The sequence below is a fragment of the uncultured Lactobacillus sp. genome (assembly GCF_947367125.1).
Lineage (GTDB): Bacteria > Bacillota > Bacilli > Lactobacillales > Lactobacillaceae > Lactobacillus.
Genome location: NZ_CANBCQ010000002.1, coordinates 42,870 through 62,187, shown reverse-complemented (window position 1 = coordinate 62,187; position 19,318 = coordinate 42,870). Strand labels below are relative to the sequence as shown.

The following is a 19,318-nucleotide window of genomic DNA, read 5'->3' as shown; positions in this document are numbered from 1 at the left end:
AATTAACTTTTTTATTTACAACTAGTCCAAATAAGTAATTCCAGGACCAAAACTTGCATTCACTATCTTAACATTATTAAATTCAGACGAAAAGCGCTGAATGATTTCTTTGCTATTTCTTAATTGACAGAGCACTTTAATATTAGGTCCAGCATCAATCGTGTAATAACATTCAATACCTTCAGCCCGAAGTTGTTCAACCAATTTGATTGCCTGAATAGTTTGTGGTTCAAAGTAGGTGAATTCTGGTTGAGCAGTTAAGTTAATTGCGTGCATTTCATTCGCATTTAACTCGGCTAATTGACCCAAAGCAGTAAAGTTGTTATCTTTAATCGCTTGAATCATCTCGTTTAATTCTAAATCATTGCGCTTCAGCCATGGTTTAAAAAATGGTGAAGATTGAGCATCTTTCATCCCATGAGTTGATGAGATCTTTTTTTGCTTAGTATTTAATTCAACTGCCAGTAGGTGCAGATCCATTGCTGGCTTTTCATCTAGAGCATAAGCGTAAGAAGTTTGGTCGCTGTCGCCTTTTTGCCAAACAGCAAAGCCGCCATAGATCGAACGACTGGCTGAACCAGACCCGATTCGAGCTAAGCGCGATAATTCTTCAGGCGTAACTTCCAGCTCATAACATTGACAAAAGGCTGCTGCTAAGGCCGCAAATGCTGAACTAGATGAAGCCAATCCCGCAGAAGTAGGTACGTGGTTAATTGATTTAACAATTAAATTTCCTGTTACCTGGAAGCGATCCTGTAATTTCTTTAAATAGGTAAAAACCCGCTGGCTTGCCGCTGCAGATTGCTGTTCATTATTTAAATAAAATTGTGATGGGCCAGTTACTTTTTCAATCTTAGTATCAGTATAAAAAGCATCCAAGGTCATTGATAAACTAGACATTAAAGGCAGACGTAATTGGGCATCAGCTTTACCCCAGTATTTGATTAATGCAATATTCGTGTGTGCTCGTACAGTTTTATTCATATTCACCCTCTATATTTGTTCAATCCAGTAGTCACTAATGATGTCTTCACATTTAGCCACAATTTTTTGGGCAGTCGTTTCGTTTTCACATAGGCTAAGCGTAATTCCGCCTAAGCCGCCGCCAGATAGTTTGAAGCCTAGGGCACCATTAGCTAAAGCAATTTTTTGCAATTGATCAATTTTGGCAGTTGAGATCTTAAATGAATGTAAAATTTCTTGGGCCTCATTGAAGATTTGACCAACTGTTTGTGGGTAATGCTTGAGCCAAGCATTTTTAGTTAGGTCAGCTAGTTCACCTAAGTGGGCCATTCTTTGTTTTGCAGCATCAGATTGATCAAGCAATTTTTTAACTGAAGTGACAGCTGCTTTGGTATTGCCTAGTTGGCCGGTATCCATAATGAGCAGGGTAGCACCTAATTTGGTTTGCAATGTTTTAGGACCCATTTTTTTATTGAAAAAGACCAGGTAATCCGAATTAACTGTAGCTGCATCAAGACCGGAAGCTTTACCGTGATTGATCATTTCGGCATGATTTGTTACCGCCATAATTTCTTTTTCAGACATATTAAGCTTAAAAAAATGATTCATGGCCTTAGTGGTCCCTAAGGCGACGGTAGCACTTGAGCCAAAGCCGCGCTCCATTGGAATTTCACCGGTATAGGTAACCTTAATCGGGGCATTATTATTAGCCTTTTTTTGTAAATGTTTAATGACATATTTCAAGCCATCATATTCTGCTGGTGCGTCAAATAAAGGTCCGTGATAACGGGCAGTTTCCATCCACATTTGACTAGCAGGCTCAATAGTAGTTTTAATATGCAAAGCTTTAATTGGCATGGCTAAAGCGTCATAGCCATAAACTACTGAATGCTCCCCAATAATAATTACTTTTCCGTGAGCCAAATAACTGCTTTTCATTATTTAATCATCCTTAAAATAGATTTATTAAAAGATTAACCTTGCTATGATAAAATAATAAACAAGGAGTACGAACAAATGATCAAAATTCTTACAGGACGTCAAACCGACCCATTACAAGAAAAAATTCTGGCAGAAGCAGTTGAAAATTATCAACAATCTCCAGAAGAAGAGACTTTTATCATCGTTCCTAATCATATTAAGTTTACCACAGAAGTTAGGGCGATTAATAAATTAGCAACGAGTAAAAGGCAAGCTGAAACTGCAGTGAAAAATTTGCATGTCTTGTCATTTTCTCGTTTAGCCTGGTTTTTCTTAAAAGATGCCGAGCAGGGATTGCCGACTCAATTAGATGATGCCGCCAGTGCCATGCTTTTAGCGCATATTATTGAGAATAAAAAAGATGAGTTGACTATTTTTGAAAAGGTCAATGTTAATTCAGGGCTGGTCAATCAGCTGTACCACACGATTTTGCAAGTTTATGATGGCAATTTAGACCTGGATGAGATCACCGAAGATAATTTAGATCAAGAAACTAAGAACAAGCTGCATGACTTGCGGATTATTTATGATGCCTTCATTAAAGAAATTGCTGGTAAATTCTCCACTAAAAATGAAGTTCAAATTCAATTGAACGAGATTTTAGCCAAAAGTAAGAATTTAAAGCAAGCTAGTTTTTATTTTTGTGATTTTTCGCATTTTTCATTGCAAGAAACCTTAACGATTAAGTTGTTAATGCGCAAAGCCAAGAATGTTACCTTAGCTTTTAAAACCCGCTTAGGCGAGATTAATCCTACTGCAGAAGAAGGCGATTACGACTACGTGATCCAGCAGACGATCAAGCATTTGACCATGTTTTTGCAGGAGCGCAAGATGAACTATGTGGCCACTAGTTTTCCGCTAAATTCTCAGCCTAACGGTCGTGAAATTCTGAATGGCCTTTGGACCGAGGCACTTCCTAGAGTTGATGAATTAAAGCAAGTTCAGCTAGTTAAGGCAGATTCACGCTATGCCGAAGCTTATTTTGTGGCGCGCACTATTTATCAGCAGGTAGCATTAAGCAATTATCGCTACCATGATTTTTTGATTTTAGCGCCAGATTTAAAGGAATATGAGACTTATTTAACGCCAATTTTGCGGCAAAACAAGATTCCTTTCTTTAACGATTTGCAACAGGAGATGAAGTATCATCCGCTAGTTGTTTTAATTGAAAGCTTGTTTAATCTTCATGAAAATCCTTTTCAAACGCAAAATATGTTGGCGATTCTAAAGACGCATTTACTAATTCCGTCTTGGTATAAGGAAGAAGCAGAATATATTCATGATGTTGATGAACTAGAAAATTTCGTTTTGGCTCACGGAATTAACCATAATTTATGGAAGCGCCGCTTTGATAGGTTTGTTAACGCTGAAGTGATTCGTTTAGACAAGATGGATGAAGAAGTTGCCAAAATTGACCGTTTACGAGGCTATTTAGTTGATAAAATTACGGCCCTTTTTACCAAGTTAGAGCAAGAAAAGGATAGTCAAAAAGCTCTGACTATTTTCTTTGAATTTTTGACTAAAAATGGGATCGCTGATCGTTTAGAGAAATGGCGTGATGATGCCAATGAAGCCGGCGACTTGCAGCAGGCTCAGCAACCGGAACAGTTGTGGGATTTGTTAATGCAGTTATTGCAGGACTACTTAGCAATTAATCCAGAAACTTTTAACTTGAATGAATTCTTTAATATGCTGATTAGCGCCTTTCGTGAAGCTAATTTCTCACAAATTCCGTCAACGCTGGATGCAGTGAACCTGTCTGAAATGGGAATGGTTCAAACTAGCGGCTATAAGCAAGTCTTTATTATTGGTGCAACTGCAGGCAACTTACCAACAATTCAAAAAATGCCAGGCTTTTTGACGACTGAAAATTTGACGCAATTGCAGAATAGTTTTAATTCAGAGTCTTATCTGGAAGACAGTCAACAGCTTAATAACCTGGATCAAAATTACCAATTTGGCTTGTCGCTAGCCTTAGCGCAAGATCGAGTCTTTGTTTCGTATCCAGTCTTGAATGCTTCAAATGAAGAACTAGATCCTTCAATTTATTACCAGCGCTTAAGTGATTATGGTGCGCAAGAGTTTGTGCAACATGATTTGCCAGAAAAGATGCAGGATCTTTTGTCCTTTATAACTAATCCAGATGCCAGTCTAGGCTATTTAACTTATTTGAATTCGTTAAATTCTAATCTTGCCCTGCAAGAATTACTAAAAATTACCCAGCAATATTTACCAGGGAAAACGAAAACGGTCCTTGAAGCGAGTGATTTTGATAATCAGCCTGAAAATATTGGTCAGGATTTAGCGATTCAGCTTTATGGGCAAAATTTGAACTCATCAGTTTCGCAATTAGAGACTTTTTATGAAAATTCATATGAATATTTCTTAAACTATGGCTTAAAATTGCGGCGCCGCTTTGAAAATGAGTTTGACGTGATACAAGCGGGAAATTATTTCCATGAGACTTTTGACCGCTTAGTCAAGCAACTAAATAAGCAACATACTGATTTAGCAGATTTAAATAGTCTTGAACTAGAACAAATGCTTAATTCGGTCAGAAATGTGATGAAGGATGAGGATAAATATGCTCAGTTAATGAATGATCCTTTTAATCAATATCTGTTTAAGTGTCTAGACCATACTACTTCAAAAGTAGCCCATAATTGGCGGCGTTCTTTAAAAGAGACGCCACTTCGGGCTAAGTACTCAGAATTAAGTTTTGGCTTAGGTGAAAAGATCAAAGGCTTAAGCATGGATGTACCAGATTTGTCAGGTAAACACCGCGTTGATCTGCGCGGTAAAATGGACCGTGTTGATTTGGCTAATTTTGATAATAAAGACCAAGTTTTAGCGCAAGTAATTGACTACAAGTCTTCAGCAAAAAAATTTGATTTAGGGATGTTTTACAATGGAATCGCCCTCCAGATGGTGTCTTACTTAGATGTTTTAACTAAGAATGATCAATTCTTTGCAGGAAAAGACCGCCTTTCATTATTAGGTGCTTTTTATCAGACGGTTACTAGACAATTGGAACGGTTGAATAGCAATAAATTGATTGATAGCAGTCTGAATTTGAAAAAGGCCGCTACTGATAGCAAGCCCAAGCTAATGTACACGGGCTTAATCAGTAATGATCCCGAGATTTTAACTGAGGCGGAACCTTTGCTTGATGATCGCCCCAGTTATCCTTCGCAGCTGTATACTGGGGTTAAGACTAAAGCAAAAACTGGCTTTAGCTTGCCACGTGATCGCAACTTTAGTGAAGAAGAGATTGAATTATTGCTTGAGTATGATGAATACTTGATTCGTCAGGCATCGAGTCAGATCTTATCTGGAAAAATTGAGCTTAATCCTTATCGTTATGGAAAATCTAAGAGTGCATTGACTTACTCTGACTATCGTGATGTTTTCTTCTTTGATGCCATGTTACGGCAAAATCAATATCATGAAATTAATAATTTAAACAAAAAGGAATTAATGCTTAAGATCAAAGAAAAATTAGGAAAGGAACAATAAAATTGCCGCAATTTACTAAGGAGCAACAACAAGCAATTAATGACCGCGGTCATGATATTTTGGTATCTGCTTCAGCTGGTAGTGGTAAAACCACGGTACTGGTAGAACGGGTTTTAAAGGAAATCCTTTCTGGTACTAAAGTAGACGAACTATTAGTAGTTACCTTTACTAAAGCAGCTGCTGAAGAAATGAAGACGAGAATCAAAAAGGCTTTATCAGTGGAATTAGCTAAGCCAGGCGCTAATCGAAAATATTTGCGTGAACAGTTGAACCAAGTTGATACAGCTAATATCTCAACTATTGATGCCTTTTGTCTAGAAGTGATTCACCGTTTTTATTATTCGGTTAATTTGGATCCTAGCTTTAGCATTTTAACTGATGATACGCAAGCTGCTTTATTGAAAGAACGCGCTTTACATGAGATTGAGGGCGAATTTTTAGAGAGCAAAGATGAAGATTTTAGGCACTTTTATGATAATTTTGCCGGTGACCGAGATGCAGACAGTCCCCGTGATTTGTTACTAGATCTGTATGATTTTGCGATGGCTAAACCGGAATATCGTTCATGGTTAAAAAAATTAGCTGATGTTTATGCAGTTGATGAGCAGGTGGTCAGTTCTGCTTTATGGCAAAAACAAATTAAACCGTATTTGCTTACTAATCTTGGTAATTTGCAGGGAAAGATTAATGATTATTTGGAGAATCCAGTCATCGAAACTAAAGAGCTAGCCAAAGTTAAAGAAGCTTTTACTTTATTTGCCCAAAATTTAGAGCATTTTATGACGGCGCTAGAAAAAGATGAAGACTATGATCAACAGCGTGAACTATTGCGCTCCTGTATTTTTACCGTAAATTATCGCAAGTCAAATAAATGGGATGAAGATATTTTAGACTTTTACGAAGAGATGCAAAAATTAAAAGATGAAGCTAAAAATCTGATTTTTGATACTTTTACTTCATTTTTTGCGGTGAACGAAGCTGAACAAGTCAAAATTATGGAGCAGAGTCAAAAAATTGTAGCAGCGATTGCCAAAGCAGAATTGGCTTTGATTGACCGTTTTAACAAATTAAAGCGGAACGAAAACTTGCTTGACTATAGTGATATGGAGCAGCTAGCTTATCAAGTTTTGAGTCAAGATACCTCTAATTCGCAAATGGCGCGAGAATTTTATCAAGACAAATTTAAAGAAATTTTGATTGATGAATATCAGGATATCAATGCTTTGCAGGAAAATATCATTCAACAGCTTAAAAATAAGCATAAAAACACTATCTTTATGGTTGGTGACGTTAAGCAGTCGATTTATGGCTTCAGACAAGCAGAACCTAGTTTGTTTTTGAAAAAATACCATGATTTTGCGGATGATGATGAACAAACAGAGAGAATCCTTTTATCAGATAATTTCCGTTCGACTGAGCCGGTTACGCAGATTGTCAACCAGGTATTCAAAAGCGTGTTGAGTTCTGATTTTGGGGGAATTGACTATCAAAAGGAAGGTCAGTTGATTTTCGGAGCTAAATATTATCCTGAAAATACTCCGCAGGCTAGTGAAGTAATTATTCACGAAAAGAAGAGTGACAATGATAACGGCGACTTAGATTTCTCTGAAATTCAAATGGTTTTGGCTCGAATTAAGCAGCTTAAAGCAGAGCATCTGCAAATTTTTGATAGCAAAACTGGCATGCGTGAGTTGCGCTACAGTGATATTGCGATTTTGACTAGAAGCCGGAGCGATAATTTGGTGATCATGCAAGAATTTGCTAAACAAGGTATTCCTTTGTTTGTAACTGATGCCGAAAATTATTTCCAAACTTTTGAATTAACGGTCATGATGAATTATTTGAAGATTATCGATAATCCTGACCAAGATATTCCGTTAGTTTCGGTTTTGCGTTCACCTTTGTTTAATTTTGGTGAAAAAGATTTGGCTAAGATCCGCATTAAGAGCAAAAATTCTACTTTTTATAGTGCCTTAACCTCTTATGTCGGTGTGGGCGATGAATTGAGCAGCAGAATTAAGGACTTTTTGAATCAGTTAGCTGATTTGCGGCAATTTGCGACAACTCACCGAATTTCTGAATTGATTTGGAGCATTTATGCGCGGACGAATCTGTTAGAAATAATGACGGCTTTGCCTAATGGCGAGCAGCGCCGAGTTAATCTAGAGGCCTTATATGAGCGCGCATCTTCATATGAAAGTGCTGGCTTTAAGGGGTTATATCAATTTATTAATTTTATTAACCGGATGCGGCGTAGTAAAAAAGATTTGGCCCAGCCGCTTTTGACTAAGGAAGCAGGAAATGCCGTTCGTTTGATGACGATTCACGGCTCTAAGGGGCTAGAATTTCCAATTGTCTTTTATGTCGGGATGCAACATAAATATCAAATGTGTGATTTGAAAGGAAACTATGTTATTAACTCAGATAGTGTGGGGATTACTTTGCGCGAAGAGCATTATCGAGTAGATTCTTTGGTTAAGGCAATGGGCAATGTAATTAAAAAGCGCCAACTGCTGGAAGAAGAAGCACGTATTCTTTATGTAGCCTTGACTCGGGCTAAGCAAAAGTTGATTTTGGTGGGCGATATCCCTAATTTGGGCAAAAGATTAAAGGAATGGTCAACTGAGTTGAATCATGCGGGTCATTTAGCTTTAGCTGATAAACTAGCGGCTACTAATCCATTAAGCTTTATGGGTCCAGCTTTGGCTTTAGATCGGCATCTAGCGATTAAGATGACTGATATTACCAATTCATTGGATCAAAGTCAGCCGTTTTTGTATATTAATTATGAAAATACAGTCGAAGAAGCGGTTGAACCTCAAGTAAATGAAGTTCAAGGCAATGAAAGCCAAAGTGAGCTGCTAACGAAAACTACCCAGCAGCTTTATCAATATGACTATCCTTTTAAAGATGCAAGTGAAACAACTGCTTATCAAGCGGTATCAGAAATTAAAAAAGCATTTAATGATCCGATTGATACTGAACTGGAAAACTCTCATTTGTTGACGTCAACTAATCGCTATTTACAGCCAATTGATACTAAGCCTAATTTTTTGTATCAAACTAAGTTTACTGGTGCAGAAATTGGGACCGCGACTCACCTGATTTTGCAGTATTATGATTATCAAGGGAGCGGCAGTCAGGAGCAGTTAGCAACAGAAATTCAAGAATTAGTTGAACAGAAAAAATTAAATCCAGAAATTGTGGCTAGTTTAAAACAAGACCAAATCGAATGGTTCGTTCATAGTGACTTTGCCAAGGATTTTTGGCAAAAGCCGGAGAATTTAAAAAGAGAAGTTGATTTTTCTAGTTTGGTTTCTGCCAGAACTTTGTTTAAAAACTTCTCAGATCCTAATGCTAAAATTTTGGTTCATGGTACAATTGATGGTTATTTTGTGACAAATGATGGTATTATTTTGTTTGACTACAAAACTGACCACGTTGATCAATCGCATTTGGCTAAGTCGATTGAATTAATTAAAGAAAAATATACTGGTCAGCTTAGGTTATATGAACAAGCTATTAATGAATTTAGTCAAAAAAAGGTTATTGGAAAATATTTAATTTTACTTGATGCTAAACAAGTAGTTGAAGTGAAGTAGAGAGGGGGAAGAATATGGCAAAGAGTTTTGTAAAAGATACATTTGCCGTAGTTGATCTAGAAACCACAGGAACCCAACGCGAAAATGGTCATCATATTATTCAATTTGGATGTGCCATTATTAAGAATTTGAAAGTCGTTAAAACATATTCTTTTTTAATTAATCCTCATCGGGAAATTCCCCAATCAGTAGTTAACTTAACGGAAATTCAGAATGAAGATGTATCTAAAGCAAAAGATTTTAACTATTTTGCACCCAAGATTGTCAAAATTTTACAGAATACTGTTTTTGTAGCGCATAATGTAGATTTCGATTTACCTTTTTTAAATTGTGAATTAGTCCAGCATGGTTACGATGCTTTGACTAATAAGGCAATCGACACGGTTGAATTAGCTAAGATTGCTTTTCCAACCTTGCCTTCTTATAAACTAAGTGATTTAACAGCTCAGTTAGCGATCAAACATTTAAATCCGCATAAGGCTGATTCTGATGCTTACGGCACGGCAATTTTATTGTTAAAGATTATTAACAAATTGGAGAGTTTGCCACAGGCTACTTTGAATACGCTTAGTTCATTGTCTCATGGTTTGATTCGTGATACTTCTTGGGTAATTACGACGATTGCGGATAATTTAAGGCAAGAAAAGCGGCCTTTGGGCAAAGAATATATGCAGGTGCGCAATATTGTTTTGCAAAAGCAAAATGATAATCTAGAGCGGCATGGAGAAAATGCCCATTTTCCCCAAACTGATCAAGAAAAGCGCAAAATTTTTAAAGGCAAACTTCATTTTCGGCGAGCGCAGGTTGATTTGATCAATCATTTACACCAATTTATTAATGAACCAGATAAAAAAGCGATGTTGGTTGAAGCACCTAATGGGACAGGGAAGACTTTTTCTTATCTTTTTGCCTATGCCTATCAGCTTTATTCTGGGAGAAAATTAGTAGTAGCAGCGCCAACTAAGGTTTTGCAAGAGCAAATGATCGAACATGAAATTCCGCAATTGTTTAAGGTTACTAAGCTGGATTTAACTGCCGAAGTAGTCAAGTCAAGTAGTCGCTATCTTGATTTAGATGGATTTGTGCAAACAATTTTTCAGGGCACGCCTAATAAACCAACCTTGATTTTGCAAATGCAGATTTTGGTTTGGTTAACTAAGACTAAAACTGGTGATCTGGATGAGTTGAATTTGACTAACTATAGTGCACCACTTTTTACGCAGATCCAGCACCCGGGGGATGCACGAGTTGGTAGTCGTTTTGCGGCAGTTGATTTTTGGAATTTAGCACGCAGAAGACAAGAAGCAGCGGATATTTTAGTTACCAATCATGCTTATTTAGCTAACCATTATATGGATACGATTTGGGGACAAAATCCATACCTGGTGATTGATGAAGCACACCGCTTTACAGATAATGTAGTAAGTTCACGCAATGACTCTTTACGTTTTGAAGCACTGTGGGGTGTTTTAAGTCACTTGCGCAATTTGCTTTATTATTCAAACGAAAGCGTTGAAGCGCAATTTAATGACGATGTACAACTGAACTTTTTGCTGAAAAAGCTAGATCCTAAAATTTTGGAACTGATTCAATTAATTAATGAATTACAAAAGGCCTTGTATATGCAGCGAGATCATGCTGTAAATCATACCTTGTTAGCTAATGGCAATCTGGAGCTTAGTTTTCAAGGTAAGGGCTTGTTTGGACAAAATAGCAAATTTAAGACTGTTTTGCCTAAGTTTCAACAAAAGCTAGAAGAAGTTAGAGACTTAACCAATCAAGTTTTGTTTGAATTGTACAATGAACAAGAACGGATGCTGGCCAATGTTGAAATATTGGTTAATGAAATCACTGAGCAAATTGATCGATTAGATTACTATTCTGAAAAGGGCTATCAATTAGCTGATTTGCTTTCTGATCAAAAGGGTTTAGAACAAGATGGCTTTATTTTGATGATTACTAATCCTGATGATCCTTTGAGTACTAACTTAGATTGGTTGATGCTTGATGCTAGTGAAGTGTTAAAACAGATCTATAGTCGGTTTGATCATATTGCTTTTGTTAGTGCCACTTTAACTAGCAATCATAATTTTGAATATGCAATCAGTCAGCTGGCTTTAGCTGATTTAAAGCCGGTAGAATATATTGGTAAGAGTACTTTTAATATCAAAAAGCATTTGCAAGTCTTGGCTGTTAACAATATGCCTAATCCTGATAGTGAAAATTTTGAAAAGACTATTGCCAATATTCTGTTGCATGACATTCAAAATAAGGATCATGTGCTTGTTTTGATGACCAACTTGGAAAAAATCAAAACTGTCTTTACCATGATTATGAATGAGCCACAGCTCAAGGATTTTGAAATTTTAGCTCAGGGCTTGTCAGGTTCGAATAACCGAATTGCAAAACGCTTTGTGATTGCTAAAAAGGCAATTATCATTGGGGCTGATAGTTTTTGGGAAGGGATTGACTTCCATGATTGCGGCATTGACGTTGTTTTTGCGGCACGAATTCCGTTTGAATCGCCAGACCAACCTGAAGTCCGTTTAAGACAAAAGAAACTAGAAGATCAAGGGATTGATCCTTTTACTAAAGATAGTTTACCAAGAGCAGTAATTCGCTTTAGACAAGGAATGGGACGCTTGATCAGAGGAGAACATGATCATGGTCAATTTGTAATCCTGGATCCAAGAATATGGACTAAAGGTTATGGGCAAGAATTTTTACAAACTATTCCTGTTAAAGTCGAAAAAGTTACTAAAGAAGAATTGAAAAAGAAATTAGAAAATAAATAATTATGTTACAAGATGATACAAGACAAATCATTAAGTTTGTAAGTTGGGTAATTGGCTTGATAATAGTTGCTTTTTTGGTTAGCGTTGTGATTTTTTATTATGCTGGCTCTAAAAGTCGGGGCAATGATCAAAAAATCGCTCAATTAGCTACTAGTAAAACTCCAATTAGTAAGATTCAAGGCTATTATCATTTAGATCGTGGTACAAGTAGTTATGCGGTAGCGGGTACTAATAAAAAGGGTAAACAATACTACTTTATTTATTTGCCAAATTCTAAGAAAGCTTATTTATATCCGGCAACTAAAGGAATTACTGAAAGCAAGATTAAAAACAAGTTTAAATCTACCCATTCAGATGCTACAATAAATAATATTAATCTTGGTTGGTATAAGGGCGAAGCTGCTTGGGAAGTAGCCTATAAAAAACAAAACGGCAACCTAGGTTATACTTTATATGAATTCAAAAATGGAAATGATATCTCAGAAGTCGATAATTTGTAGAAACTTTGGTATTATGGAAATTGTATAATTGATAAAAAGGTGGATAGGAATTTATGACAGAATTGATTTCAATTAAAGATTCTTCTAAACATGTTGACGAAGAAGTTAAGATGCATGTTTGGTTAACAGATAAAAGATCAAGCGGAAAGATTATCTTTTTGCAATTACGTGATGGTACTGCATTCTTCCAAGGGGTAATTCGCAAGAATGATGTATCAGAAGAAGTGTTTGAAGCTGCTAAGGAATTACGTCAAGAAGCCAGCTTTTACATTACTGGTACTGTTCACAAGGATGAGCGTTCACACTTTGGCTATGAAATTCAAATTTCAGATTTAAAGGTAGTTTCAAATAATGAAGGCTATCCAATCACTAATAAGGAACACGGTGTTGATTTCTTACTTGATCACCGTCATTTGTGGTTAAGATCAAAGAAGCCATTTGCTATTATGCAAATTAGAAACACGATGTTTAAGGCTACAGTAGACTTCTTTGAAAAGGAAGGTTTCATCAAATTTGATGCGCCTATCTTTATGCACTCAGCTCCAGAAGGAACTACGCAATTATTCCATGTAGAATACTTTGATCATGATGCATACCTTTCACAATCAGGTCAATTGTATGGTGAAGCAGGTGCAATGGCTTATGGTAAGATCTTTACTTTTGGCCCAACCTTTAGAGCTGAAGAATCAAAGGGTCGTCGTCACATGACTGAATTCTGGATGATGGAACCAGAAATGGCTTGGATGCACCAAGATGAATCATTAGATCTTCAAGAAAGATACTTGGCTTACATGGTTAAGCAAGTTCTTGAAAATAATGAATATGAACTTAAGATTCTTGGTAGAGATCCAGAAAAGCTTCGTCCAACTACAGAAGGTAACTTTGTTCGTCTTCCTTACGATGATGCAATTAAGATGCTTCAAGATGCTGGACATGATATCAAGTGGGGCGATGACTTTGGTGCTCCAGATGAAGGTTATATTTCAGAGCAATACGATCGTCCTGTCTTTATTGTCAACTATCCAACTTCAATTAAGCCATTCTATATGAAGAAGAATCCTGACAATCCAAAGGAATACTTATGTGCTGATGTTATTGCACCAGAAGGCTACGGCGAAATCTTTGGTGGTTCAGAACGTGAAGGTGACTACGAAGTTCTTAAGCAACAAATTGAAGATGCTGGCTTAAACTTGGAAGATTACCAATGGTACCTTGATCTTCGTAAATTTGGTGGTGTTCCTCACTCAGGATTTGGTATGGGCTTTGAACGTACAATTGCTTGGGTTTGTCACCTTGACCACATTCGTGAAGCAATTCCATTCCCAAGATTGATTAACAGAATGCAACCTTAGTTACATCTTTGATAATTAAATATTTGAATATAAAGTTGGACTAGTAATAGTTCAACTTTTATTTTTGAAAGGAAATTATTTTGGAATTCAAAGATTATCGAGCATTAGGCTTTACAACTTTGCAAAACGGATTAATTGCCTATTACTCGCGATTAGGGATTAGTGATGCGGAACTAATCGTGATAATTCAATTGGAAGCTTTCAGTCAACGAGGGGAGAGTTTCCCTTCTAATGAAAAAATTGCTGCTAATACTAATTTATCAGTTAGTGATGTTGGAAATTTGATTCAACGTCTTATTGAGCGTAATTATTTAACGATTGAGCAAATGACAGATAGTCAAGATAAGATCGGCAACAAATATAGTCTTAATAAGTTGTATAATGCACTTGACCACTATCTTGACCAAAACGTTTTGATTAAGGACAAGAAAAAAGATAAAACAGTTTCGGTTGTAGATGATTTAGAGAATAACCCATTAAATTATTTATCACGAAAAGTGGAAGTAGAATTTGGACGTTATCTGAGCCCAATTGAACGTGAAGAAATTGCACAATGGTTGAGTGTAGATCATTATACTCCTGAAATAATTGAACTTGCCTTACGTGAGGCTGTTTTATCGCAAGCTTATTCTTTAAAATATATTGATCGAGTTTTACTTAATTGGCAAAGACATAATCTTAAAACAACTGATGAAGTTGAAAGATTTTTGAAGAGGAATCGATAAAATGACAGAAGAATTGTTAAGCGATGATGAGGCACGTGCGGTTTTATATAAAATTTTAGCATTGTATCCTGATGCACGTGGCGAATTGCAATGGGATAGCAAATTTCACTTGCTTTGTGCAGTTATGTTGAGTGCACAGACAACTGATAAGATGGTTAATCGAGTAATGCCAAGTTTTAGTAAGATGTTTCCCACGCCAGTAGATTTGGCTAAGGCGCCAATTGAACAAATTGAACGAGAAATTAAAACTATTGGGTTATTTCGTTCGAAGGCTAAACATTTAAAGGCTACTGCCGAAATTTTAGTTGATAAATATGATAGTCAAATTCCTGAAGATAAGAAGACACTAATGACATTGCCAGGAGTAGGAGAGAAAACTGCTAATGTCGTTTTAGCTGAAGGCTTTGGAATTCCTGCTATTGCTGTTGATACGCATGTATCACGGATTTCTAAGAAATTCCATATTGTTGACGAAAAGGCTACGCCACATGAAGTAGAAAAGCGGTTGGAGTCACTACTGCCTAAAGATCAATGGGTGAAGACACATCATGCGATGATTTTATTTGGGCGGTATACGATGCCAGCACGAGCTAAAGGCGATCCGTATTCATATTTGAATTCTGAAAAATAATTTTGAGAAGTAGGAGGTTAACTTCTGCTTTTTTTATTGAGTAATTTTATATAATCCGTTGTTACTAAATTATTCTTATAAAAAACCACGCCTTCACTACGTTTCGGCAAAAAAAAAAGAACGGTAAACGTACCATTCTTTTAGACATATTCAATTAATCATGATCTGAATCATCGTCATTTTCATGCTGTTCTTTTCCAGGATTTCTGATAGAAGAACTTTGTTGAACTGAAGAAGATTGAGATCTGCTTTGTGAAGATGAAGCTCGTTGACGTTGACTACTATTAGATCGTGAAGCAGAACCGTTTTCTTGATTTGATGATTGCTGTGTTGTTCTAGATGAAGTAGTAGTTGTTGTACCAGTATTACCATTATCACTATTGGTATCAGTTTCCTCATCATCTTCGTCATAACTTGCGGCACTATTGCCAATACCAGCTGGAGCATGACCACGAACAAATAATTGCCAAGTACCACCACTGGTTGCTACTTCAGGTGGATTAGAATTATTAACGATTTTAGCTCTAACAACAGACTTAGGTTGCTTCCAATTGAGGTTAGGTTTATTTCTCATTAGATAAGTCATCATACTCTTATACATTAATTGAGCCGATTGTTGACCTATTCCTGAGATAGTACCATCTTTCAAATTGTCATATCCAGTCCAAACGCCCATGACGTATGATCTAGTGTAACCTACAAACCATGAATCCTTTGGTGTTGAATTATAGCCAGGATATTTAGCTAAATCTTCATCAGAATATTTAACCGTACCAGTTTTACCAGCTTGGTAAAGATCAGGAATTTTGGCATTCGTACCTGAGCCACGCTTGATTACACCTTTCAGCATATCGGTAATCATATAAGCCGTTGACTTTTTCATTACCCGAACACCGTTTGAGTCATAATTTCTAGTCAAGCCATCTGGAGTTTCAATTTTAGAAACAAATTGTGGCTTGTGGTAAACACCCATTGTGGCAAAAGCAGCGTACGCACCAGTCATTTGTAAACTAGATGCATTGGCACCGATCGCAACTGATAGACCAGAATTTGCTGGAACATTAACTCCCATACGACGAGCAAAGGCTGAAGCACGTTTTACACCAACGTCAGCTAAAGTTTTAACTGCTGGGACATTACGAGATTGCTCTAACGCCTTGCGCATGGTCATCATGCCATCATATTTGTTATCCCAGTCATAAAGCTGAATATTAGTACCAGGGTAAATATATTTGCTATCATCAATCATTTTGGCGGTTGACCAATTCAAATATTGAATAGCTGGTCCGTAGTCAAGGACAGGCTTAATTGATGAACCAGTAGAACGACCAGTTTGAACAGCACGGTCTAGTCCTAATTGAACAGAAGGTAAGTGCCGACCACCTAAGATTGCCACAACGTGACCGTTATTTGGATCAACTACAGTTGCCCCAATTTGCATTTGATTATTAGTAAACGGAACAGAGCCGTTGTTAGCTAATTGGTAAAGCTTATTTTGAGCTTTTTGATCAATGTTGATAGTGATCTTTAAATTGTCATGGTATGGGTCAAATCCCTTACTCTTAACTTCAGAAATTACTTCTTTAATATAAGGATCATCAACTTGACGAATTTTAGATTCGTTACTTGCTCGATGGATCTTGAGGCCCTTGTTAATTGGTTCTGCTACTGCTTGATTGTATTCAGCCTTGGTGATTTTATCGTTTTGTAACATGGTTTTTAAAACAATGTCACGACGATATTTTGCTTTTTGTGGGTAAAGATATGGATCATATGCCACAGGTGCGTTAGGCATCCCGGCAATTAATGCAGTTTGTGCCAAATCCAGTTTATTTAAAGGCTTACCATAGTAATAATTTGAAGCTGTACCCATGCCGTAGTTACCGTAGTTCATAAAGACCTTGTTAATATAAAATTCCAAAATTTGATCTTTACTGAATTCGTGTTGAACTTTCATCGCCAACCAAGCTTCTTGCGCCTTTCTCTTTAAAGTACGTTGAGAAGCGGCAGTAGAGAAGACCGTTAACTTAACTAATTGTTGGGTAATAGTTGACCCACCTGCAGCAATGCTGTTACTTTTAGCATTAGTCAACATTGAACCAACAATTCTAATTGGATCAACGCCTAATCTATCCTTGTAAAAACGTTTATCTTCCACTGAGACAACAGCATCTTTTAATTGCTGAGGAATATCTTTATTTTTAACGTAGATTCTTTTTTCAGAACCAAGTGATAATAAAAACTTACCATTATTAGTATAAAGACTAGAAGATTTACCACTTTGAAGTTGGTCCTGACTAATATTGGGTGCGTCTTTAGCATAAAAGGCAAAAAGCCCGATTCCAGAAATTACTACTAAAAATACTAATAGAAAGACCCATTTGATAATTTTAATCCATAAATGGCCACCGCTTGGCCTTCGACCGTGGTAGTCTCTACGTGATTCTCGTTTCATATTGTTGTTATTGTCTGCCATTATTATCTTTTCCTATCTGCAATGAATTTATCTACTGCCTCAAGATAAGGCAAGGTAGGGCGAAAACCACTTTTTATTTCAAAAGAGTGGTCTTCAATTTCCTTTAAACTCATAGAACTTTTATCTTTTTTACGCCAAGCTTGAATTACAAAACTAGCCGGAGTTACAAAATAGCGTTCCAAACTAGCGAACCTAATTATTGTAAAACAAATTCCTTGTTGTTTTAAGCATTCATCTAAATGAAAAATCTGGTGTTCATGAAAGTTTTTTAACGGGAAGTTAGTCTTATTTCGCGTCTCTTTTGCTTCAAAATCAAGGTAGTAGCCTTGATAAACGCCATTGTAGTCAGTAGTCGAGGCTTGTCTAAAATAAGCTTCTCGAATAACTGCCTTGGAGCGTTTAGGATAGTCTACCTTAACGATCTGAATCGGCGTTGGCTTTTTGTGAACAACTGCAATTTCTTCCATTAAATAGTATTTATTAGATTCATTAATCTGTTGTTCAAGCGTCATCCCACGATCAGAAAAGTTAACTCCTTTTTTATGGTGATATGAACGACGAACTTGATGTTCTTCCTTTTTAGTTACAGGTTTTCTAAATGCGGCTAAACTGCCGCTAGGATATTTGACCATTGTCCTCACTCCTGTTAGCATTATAGCAATAAAGACTACATTTTTGAATAAGAGAGGGGCTTAAACAAATGCAGCGCTTATGGGTGACTGGTTATCGCGGCTATGAATTAAATGTTTTTGGTGATCGCGATCCTAAGATAACTGTCATTAAATATGCCCTAAAAAATTATTTGGTAAGTTTATTAGATGATGGACGGCTGGATTGGATTATTACTGGCGCAAATCTTGGTGTAGAGCAATGGGCAGCTGAAGTTGGAATTGAATTAGGAACAAAATATCCAGTGAGAACTTCAATGATGATTCCATATGAAGAATTTGCGAATCGCTGGAATGAAAGTAATCAAGCAAAGTTTCTTAATCTAAAAGAAAAAGTTGATTTTTTTGCTTCAACCTCTAATACTCCTTATCAAAGTCCATTGCAATTGCGTAATTATCAGAATTTTATGATTCAACACACTGATCGAGCAGTAATGATCTATGATCCAGAACATCCAGGTAAACCCAAATATGATTATAATTTAATCCAAAAATATCAAGAAACTAAAGAATATCCTTTAGATTTAATTGATTTTTATGATTTGCAGGATGCGGCAGAAGAATATCAAGAGAATCATCAAACGAATCGTTTTTCAGAATAATAAGGTAAAAATTTTATTAAAGTCTGTTTCTTTGTTTTAAGTCGACGTTGTTTTTGCTAAAATAGGGTGGAATGTAAAGGAGTTGTCAGTAAGATGGCAAATTTAAATGATATAAAATTATCAGGACAAGATATATTAAAAAAGCAATTTAAAAGCAAAGTAAAAGGATATGATCCTGACGAAGTTGATGCATATTTGGATGAAGTAATTGCCGACTATACTACTTTTCAACAAATTATTGAAGATCTGTATGGCCAAATTGGCACACTTCAGCGTCAATTGATGGATGAAAAGCAAAAGGAAAAGAAGACAGCGAAAGCTGAAGAAGAAAAGATTAAGACTTATACGCCAACGCATAGAAGAACTGCACCAGTAAAATTCGCTGATGAAGAAGATGACGCACAAGGCGAAATTTCAACCAATATGGCAATCATTCAACGGATTTCAACCTTGGAGCGAAAAGTTTATAATCTAGAACAACATGTTTATGGCTTACAAAAGCCTTAA

Annotated in this window: 12 protein-coding genes and 1 pseudogene; 9 read left to right on the top strand and 4 right to left on the bottom strand. The window is 36.5% G+C overall.

Translation table 11 applies throughout. The annotated features are described in order from the left end of the window. Positions 1-21: 21 nt before the first annotated feature. Together mvaD and mvk are read right to left on the bottom strand one after the other, a co-directional pair. On the bottom strand, positions 22-984 hold the full coding sequence (gene mvaD / locus Q0Y84_RS01290) for a diphosphomevalonate decarboxylase (protein WP_297950019.1): 963 nt from the start codon (positions 982-984) through the stop codon (positions 22-24). 9 nt (positions 985-993) lie between these two features. Then, complete coding sequence (mvk, locus tag Q0Y84_RS01285; RefSeq protein WP_297950017.1) at positions 994-1,902, bottom strand: mevalonate kinase; 909 nt, start codon at positions 1,900-1,902, stop codon at positions 994-996. Positions 1,903-1,980: 78 nt separating this feature from the next. On the opposite strand from mvk, the gene Q0Y84_RS01280 reads away from it, so the two are divergent. The 7 genes and pseudogenes from Q0Y84_RS01280 to nth all read left to right on the top strand — a co-directional run bounded on the left by Q0Y84_RS01280 (position 1,981) and on the right by nth (position 15,065). Further along, positions 1,981-5,460, top strand: coding sequence for a PD-(D/E)XK nuclease family protein (locus Q0Y84_RS01280; protein ID WP_297950015.1), 3,480 nt, complete (start codon positions 1,981-1,983; stop codon positions 5,458-5,460). A gap of 2 nt (positions 5,461-5,462) precedes the next feature. Beyond that, the gene (addA, locus tag Q0Y84_RS01275; protein WP_297950013.1) at positions 5,463-9,062 is read left to right on the top strand and encodes a helicase-exonuclease AddAB subunit AddA; all 3,600 of its coding nucleotides are present in this window, start codon (positions 5,463-5,465) and stop codon (positions 9,060-9,062) included. Between the two features lie 14 nt (positions 9,063-9,076). Then, positions 9,077-11,854, top strand: a pseudogene (locus tag Q0Y84_RS01270) (helicase C-terminal domain-containing protein); the annotation flags it as partial. Positions 11,855-11,859: 5 nt separating this feature from the next. Further along, positions 11,860-12,357, top strand: coding sequence for a hypothetical protein (locus tag Q0Y84_RS01265; RefSeq protein WP_297950011.1), 498 nt, complete (start codon positions 11,860-11,862; stop codon positions 12,355-12,357). A gap of 53 nt (positions 12,358-12,410) precedes the next feature. Then, positions 12,411-13,709, top strand: a complete 1,299-nt coding sequence (asnS, locus tag Q0Y84_RS01260) for an asparagine--tRNA ligase (protein WP_297950009.1) — start codon at positions 12,411-12,413, stop codon at positions 13,707-13,709. An 80-nt stretch (positions 13,710-13,789) separates the two neighbouring features. Continuing rightward, positions 13,790-14,434 (top strand): DnaD domain protein, encoded by a 645-nt coding sequence (locus tag Q0Y84_RS01255; RefSeq protein WP_297950007.1) that lies wholly within the window; start codon positions 13,790-13,792, stop codon positions 14,432-14,434. A 1-nt stretch (position 14,435) separates the two neighbouring features. Next, positions 14,436-15,065: an endonuclease III gene (gene nth, locus Q0Y84_RS01250; protein ID WP_297950005.1), complete on the top strand. Its 630-nt coding sequence runs from the start codon at positions 14,436-14,438 to the stop codon at positions 15,063-15,065. A 154-nt stretch (positions 15,066-15,219) separates the two neighbouring features. Here nth and Q0Y84_RS01245 read toward each other — a convergent pair whose 3' ends face one another. Both Q0Y84_RS01245 and recU read right to left on the bottom strand, forming a co-directional pair. Continuing rightward, positions 15,220-17,541, bottom strand: a complete 2,322-nt coding sequence (locus Q0Y84_RS01245; protein WP_297950003.1) for a PBP1A family penicillin-binding protein — start codon at positions 17,539-17,541, stop codon at positions 15,220-15,222. 2 nt (positions 17,542-17,543) lie between these two features. Then, the gene (gene recU / locus Q0Y84_RS01240; protein ID WP_297950001.1) at positions 17,544-18,173 is read right to left on the bottom strand and encodes a Holliday junction resolvase RecU; all 630 of its coding nucleotides are present in this window, start codon (positions 18,171-18,173) and stop codon (positions 17,544-17,546) included. Positions 18,174-18,241: 68 nt separating this feature from the next. Between recU and Q0Y84_RS01235 the strand changes: the two genes are divergently transcribed. Both Q0Y84_RS01235 and Q0Y84_RS01230 read left to right on the top strand, forming a co-directional pair. Beyond that, positions 18,242-18,811, top strand: a complete 570-nt coding sequence (locus tag Q0Y84_RS01235) for a DUF1273 domain-containing protein (RefSeq protein WP_297949999.1) — start codon at positions 18,242-18,244, stop codon at positions 18,809-18,811. A gap of 93 nt (positions 18,812-18,904) precedes the next feature. Further along, positions 18,905-19,318, top strand: coding sequence for a DivIVA domain-containing protein (locus tag Q0Y84_RS01230; protein WP_297949997.1), 414 nt, complete (start codon positions 18,905-18,907; stop codon positions 19,316-19,318).